3 protein-coding genes and 1 pseudogene are annotated in these 4,240 nt (G+C 72.1%); all 4 read left to right on the top strand.

Features of this window, described 5'->3' with window-relative positions:
- Positions 1-128 (top strand): tRNA ligase subunit PheS family protein (locus AC2VON_RS24500; protein ID WP_486955160.1); only part of this gene is annotated, 128 nt, incomplete at its 5' end.
- Positions 128-2,656: a phenylalanine--tRNA ligase subunit beta gene (pheT, locus tag AC2VON_RS24495; protein WP_486955158.1), complete on the top strand. Its 2,529-nt coding sequence runs from the start codon at positions 128-130 to the stop codon at positions 2,654-2,656. The genes AC2VON_RS24500 and pheT, both read left to right, overlap by 1 nt.
- A gap of 31 nt (positions 2,657-2,687) precedes the next feature.
- Positions 2,688-3,747 (top strand): annotated as a pseudogene (gene argC, locus AC2VON_RS24490) (N-acetyl-gamma-glutamyl-phosphate reductase).
- Positions 3,702-4,240: bifunctional ornithine acetyltransferase/N-acetylglutamate synthase (locus tag AC2VON_RS24485; RefSeq protein ID WP_486955159.1), on the top strand; the 539-nt coding region annotated here is incomplete at its 3' end. The pseudogene argC and the gene AC2VON_RS24485, both read left to right, overlap by 46 nt.

Below are 4,240 nucleotides of genomic sequence, written 5' to 3'. Positions count from 1 at the left end.
GTTTCGCGTTCGGCATGGGCCTGGAACGCACCCTGCAGTTCCGCAACGGCATACCGGACATGCGCGACATGGTCGAAGGCGACGTGCGGTTCTCCCTAGCGTTCGGGCCGTTCGGGGCCGGGGCCTGATGCGCGTCCCGTACAGCTGGCTGCACGAGGTGGTCACCGCCGGTGCACCGGGCTGGCACGTGCCCGCCGACGAGCTGGCGCAGACGCTGATCCGTATCGGCCACGAGGTCGAAGCGCTGACCCGACTCGGCCCGGTCAGCGGGCCGCTGGCCATCGGGCGGGTGACCGAGATCGAGGAACTCACTGGCTTCAAAAAACCGATCCGCGCCTGCCGAGTCGACGTCGGCGAAGATAAGCCGCGGGAGATCGTCTGCGGCGCAACCAATTTCACCGCAGGCGATCTGGTGGCGGTGGCGCTGCCCGGCGCAATCCTGCCCGGCGACTTCACCATCGCCGGCCGGCAGACCTACGGCCGCACCTCCGACGGGATGATCTGCTCGGCCGCGGAACTGCGGTTGGGCATAGGTGGTTTCGCAGACCATTCCGGCATCCTGGTGCTGCCGCCGGCAACCGCCGAGCCGGGAGCCGACGCCGCGAAGGTGCTGGGCCTCGACGACGCGGTGTTCGAGCTGGCCATCACCCCCGACCGGGGGTACTGCATGTCGGTGCGTGGGCTCGCACGCGAGATCGCCTGCGCCTACGACCTGGACTTCACCGATCCGGCCTCCAGCGATGTAGTACCGGCCCTGCCCGCCGAGGGCCAGGCCTGGCCGCTGACCGTGCAGCCCGAAACCGGCGTACAACGGTTCGCGCTGCGCCCGGTCACCGGGATCGACGCAGGCGCGGTGTCGCCGTGGTGGCTGCAGCGGCGGCTGCTGCTCTGCGGCATCCGGGCGATCTCGGTGGCCGTCGACGTCACCAACTACGTCATGCTCGAACTCGGTCACCCGATGCACGCCCACGACCGGAGCCGGATCCGCGGCGGGTTGCACGTACGGTTCGCCCGGGCCGGCGAGACCGTCGTCACCCTCGACGCCGTCGAACGCCGGCTGGACCCGGCCGACGTGCTGATCGTCGACGACGTCGCAACCGCCGCGATCGGCGGGGTGATGGGGGCCGGCAGCACCGAGATGCGCGGCGACTCCACCGACGTGCTGCTGGAGGCCGCGGTCTGGGATCCGGCCGCGGTGTCGCGTACCGCGCGGCGGCTGCACCTGCCCAGCGAGGCCGCCCGTCGCTACGAGCGGGCGGTCGATCCGGCTGTCTCGGTGACCGCGCTGGATCGCTGCGCCGCGCTGCTGGCCGAGATCGCCGGCGGCACGGTCGTGCCCACCCTGACTGACTGGCGCGGCGACCCGCCACGCGGCGACTCGGTCGTTGATTGGGCAGGGCCGCCGATCCGGATCGCCGTCGACCTGCCCGACCGCACCGCCGGGGTGAGCTACCCCGAGGGCACCACCACCCGCCGACTGACCCAGGTCGGCGCCGCGGTGACCCATGACCAGGCCGACGGGGACACCCTGACCGTCACCCCGCCCAGTTGGCGTCCCGACCTGCGTCAGCCCGCCGACCTGGTCGAGGAGGTGCTGCGGCTTCAGGGGCTGGAGACCATCCCGTCGGTGCTGCCGTCGGCACCGGCCGGCCGAGGGCTCACCGCTGCCCAGCACCGCCGGCGGGCGATCGGCACGTCGCTGGCACTGAGCGGCTACGTCGAAGTGCTGCCGACGCCGTTCCTTCCGGCGGGCGTTTTCGACGACTGGGGTCTGCCGGCCGACGATCCGCGCCGGACCGCCACCCAGGTGCTCAACCCACTGGAGGCCGACCGGCCGCAACTGGCCACCACGCTGCTGCCGGGGCTATTGGAGGCCTTGGGGCGCAACGTGTCTCGCGGCATCGTCGACGTCGCGCTGTTTGCGATCGCCCCAGTGGTGCGGCCCACCGGGCAGTCCCGCGGCTTCGACGTAATCCCGCTGGACCGCCGGCCCGCAGACGCCGAGATCGCCGCGCTCGACGCCGCGCTGCCGCACCAGCCGCAGCACATCGCCGTCGCGTCGACCGGGCTGGCCGAACCGCGCGGTCCATGGGGGCCCGGCCGCCCGGTCGAGGCCGCCGACGCCATCGAGGCTGCCCGTATCATCGGCCGGGCCTGCGGAATCGAGGTGAGGCTGCGGGCAGCGCAGCATCTGCCGTGGCATCCGGGCCGCTGCGCCGAGGTGCTGGTCGATGGGGCCGTCATCGGGCACGCGGGCCAGCTACATCCCGCGGTGATCGAACGATCCGGCCTGCCGAAAGGCACCTGCGCGGCCGAGTTGAACCTGGACGCCGTCCCGGTCGTCGAGACGTTGCCGGCGCCGCGGGTGTCGGTGTTCCCGGCGGTGTTCCAGGATGTAGCCCTGGTGGTGCAATCCAGTGTCGCGGCCCAGGCGGTGCTCGACGCCGTTCGCGAGGGTGCGGGTGAGGTGTTAGAGGACGCCCGGCTGTTCGATGTCTACACCGGCCCGCAGGTCGGCGAGGGTCACAAGTCGCTGGCGTTCGCCCTGCGGTTCCGGGCGCCGGACCGCACGCTGACCGAGGACGAGGCCAGCGCCGCCCGCGATGCCGCGGTGCGGTGCGCCGCCGAACGGTTCGGCGCCGTGCTGCGGGGCTAAGGGTAATCGAATTGCAATTAACCGAATAATCATGCAGAATCGTGGCCGTGACCGAGGCAATACGGGCGGCGGTGGCCGGTGCCAGCGGCTACGCGGGCGGTGAGATCCTGCGGCTGCTGCTCGGCCATCCGGCCTACGCGGACGGCAGGATGGCGATCGGCGCGCTGACCGCCGCGACCAGCGCCGGCAGCACGATCGGCGAGCAGCATCCACATCTGGTGCCGTTGGCGCACCGCACCCTGGAACCGACCGAGCCCGGTGTGCTGGCCGGCCACGACGTGGTGTTTATGGCGCTGCCGCACGGGCATTCGGCGGCGCTGGCCGAACAGCTGCGCCCCGACACGCTGGTGGTGGACTGCGGCGCGGACTTCCGGCTCAGCGATGCCGCGGACTGGGAGCGCTTCTATGGCTCGGCACATGCCGGCAACTGGCCCTACGGGCTGGCCGAGCTGCCCGGCGTCCGGGAGCAGCTGCGGCAATCCCGCCGGATCGCGGTGCCGGGCTGCTACCCGACCGCGGCGCTGCTGGCGCTGCTGCCGGCGGTGGCCGCGGGCCTCGTCGAGCCCGCCGTCACGGTGGTTGCCGTCAGCGGCACCTCCGGAGCCGGCCGCACGGCCACGACCGACCTGCTGGGCTCGGAGGTGATCGGCTCGGCGCGGGCCTACAACATCGGCGGAGTGCACCGGCACACCCCCGAGATCAGCCAGGCGCTGCGCACGGTCACCGACCGCGACGTCACCGTCGCGTTCGTCCCGGTGCTCATCCCGGCCTCCCGGGGAATCCTGGCCACCTGCACCGCACACACCGAAGCACCGCTGTCGCAGCTGCGGGCCATATATGAAAAGGCTTACCACGCAGAGCCATTCGTGCACCTGCTGCCCGAAGGTCAGCTGCCGAAGACTGGATCGGTGATCGGCAGCAATGCCGCGCACCTGGCCGTAGCGGTGGACGAGGACGCCGCGACCTTCATCGCGATCGCCGCGATCGACAACCTGGTCAAAGGAACCGGCGGCGCGGCGATCCAGGCGATGAACCTGGCACTGGGCTGGCCGGAGACCGACGGCCTGTCGGTGGTGGGGGTCGCGCCGTGAGCCCGCGGCTGGTGCGCACCCAGGGCGTCACCGCGCCCGAGGGCTTCCGCGCCACCGGAATCGCGGCCGGCATCAAGGCATCCGGGGCGCTGGATCTGGCGCTGGTGTTCAACGAGGGACCCGACTACGCCGCCGCCGGGGTGTTCACCGCCAACCAGGTCAAGGCCGCGCCGGTGCTGTGGACCCGGCAGGTGCTGAGCACCGGGCGGCTGCGGGCGGTGGTCCTGAATTCCGGCGGCGCCAACGCCTGTACCGGGCCGGGCGGCTTCGGCGACACCCACGCCACCGCGGAGGGCGTCGCCGCAGCGCTGTCGGACTGGGGCACCGAGACCGGCGCCGTCGACGTCGCCGTCTGCTCGACCGGCCTGATCGGCGACCGGCTGCCGATGGAGAAGATCCTCAGCGGAGTCAAGCATCTGGTGCACGAGATGGCCGGCGGCTTGACCGGCGGCGAGCAGGCCGCGCGCGCCATCATGACCACCGACACCACGCC

This window comes from Mycobacterium sp. TH-M82 (assembly GCF_057473605.1).
The sequence above is the reverse complement of the archived record's forward strand: the minus strand, read 5'-3'. Positions and strand labels throughout refer to the sequence as shown.

Bases quoted from the DNA above. Each gene is read 5' to 3' on its own strand.
- pheT (WP_486955158.1), top strand. From the start codon at position 128: ATGCGCGTCCCGTACAGCTGGCTGCACGAGGTGGTCACCGCCGGTGCA.